Here is a 1,673-nt window from a genome sequence, read left to right on the forward strand (position 1 = left end):
GTTCGTAGGCGGAGGTTTTCAGCGCATCGGCGGCTTTGGTAAAGGCTTTGTAGGTCAGCGACTGCTTGTCGGGCGCGTGCAGGATGGTTTTCAGATCCGCTGCGATTTCAGACGGCATCTCGCCGCGTTTCAAGGCTTCCGCCCAAGCGTCGATTTGCGCGTCTTGTTGTTTTTTGCGTTCGATGGCGGCAAGCGCTTGTTTTAAGGTTTCTTCGGGCGCGGCTTTGAACACGCCTTTGGCTTTTTTGTAGAAATACATCGGCGCGGCGTACAGCGCAATCAAAGTCGCCGCCAGCTCGGTTTTGGTCGGCGCATGGCCGTAATATTCTTCGGCGATGGCTTCGGCGGTAAATTCCTCTTCGCCGCATACTTCCCACAATAAATCGGTGTCGATATCCGCCGCCTGTGCCTGCGCGTTTTCCAAAAATGCCGCCATATCGCCGTCAAACTCGGCAAAAACATTGTTTGCTTTCACTTTGGTGCGTTTGCCGTGTTGGGTATCGACTTGGTAGGTGGCGTCGTTTTTTTGGACGATGGAGGCAACTTTGAATTGGCCGGACTCTTCGTAAAAGATATTCATTTTTTAGGATTTTATGATTTGTAGGAAACGCGTGATTTTAGCAGATTTGCACAAGAAAGGCCGTCTGAAAAACATACTTTCAGACGGCCTGTTCAAACGGCGGATAATTAATACTGATATGCCGCCAGTTTGCGTTTGATTTCAGGCAGGGCGGCGCGTGCGGCCTGTTCACCCAGTTGGATGGCGCGTTGTTTTTGGTCGAAACCGCCAACCGAACCCAGCTCCAAAACCTGCGGTTTGATGACCACATTGGCTTGTCCCAATTCTTGGCGCAAGGCGGTTTGGCTCATCACGTTGAAGGTTTGGTCAAGATAGGAGAACATGCCTTGGTTGACGTTTTTGGCCGGACGGGCGGAAATATCGACGGCAATGATGAAGTTTGCGCCCATTTTTTTCGCCGCGCTGACCGGTACGGGTTGCGACAGGCCGCCGTCTACATATTTGCGGCTGCCGATAACGACAGGTTGAAACACGTTCGGAATCGAAGCAGAAGCGCGGACGGCTTGTCCGGCATTGCCTACGTTGAACACCACCGGTTTGCCGCTTTCAAAATCGGTCGCAACGGCGGCAAATTTGATGGGGAACTGCTGCATCGGACGGTTGCCGACTTTGCGGTTGATGTAGTTTTGCAGTTTTTCGCCTTTGATGAAGCCGCTGGTGGACAAGGTCAAATCCACCAAATCGGTTTTACCCAAAATTTCTGCTTCCAATTCGAGGCGGTCGGGCGACATTCCCGAAGCGTACATACTGCCGACAATCGAGCCTGCGGATGTACCAGTAACGATTTTTACCGGAATATTGTTTTCTTTCAAAACCTTAATAATCCCGATATGGGCAAAGCCTTTGGACGCGCCGCCGCCCAAAGCCAGCGCAACCGTGGCTTTCGGTTTGGGTGCAGTATGCGAAACCGTATTTTGACCCTGCGTAGAAGGTTTGGATTGCGGCGAGTTGCCGCTCGGACAGGCGGCCAATACCAAGACGGACGAAGCGGCTAAAAACGTTTTGAATGTGGAAAAAAGTTTATTCATGTTCAGACAGCCTTTAATATGTCGAAAGGGTTATTTTACTCTGAAATTAAGTCGAAAGGCCGTCT

The 1,673-nt window shown here is 51.2% G+C and carries 1 protein-coding gene and 1 pseudogene; both read right to left on the bottom strand.

The features are described 5' to 3' along the window. A pseudogene (locus ACTHUE_RS18105) lies at window positions 1-580 on the bottom strand (RNB domain-containing ribonuclease); the annotation flags it as partial. A 107-nt stretch (window positions 581-687) separates the two neighbouring features. Then, complete coding sequence (locus ACTHUE_RS18110) at window positions 688-1,608, bottom strand: patatin-like phospholipase family protein (RefSeq protein ID WP_107768602.1); 921 nt, start codon at window positions 1,606-1,608, stop codon at window positions 688-690. Window positions 1,609-1,673: the final 65 nt, after the last annotated feature.

The sequence above is a fragment of the Neisseria sp. P0021.S005 genome, from assembly GCF_051956955.1.

Excerpts from the sequence above, each read along its gene's own strand:
- ACTHUE_RS18110 (WP_107768602.1), bottom strand. The coding sequence starts at position 1,608 with ATGAATAAACTTTTTTCCACATTCAAAACGTTTTTAGCCGCTTCGTCC.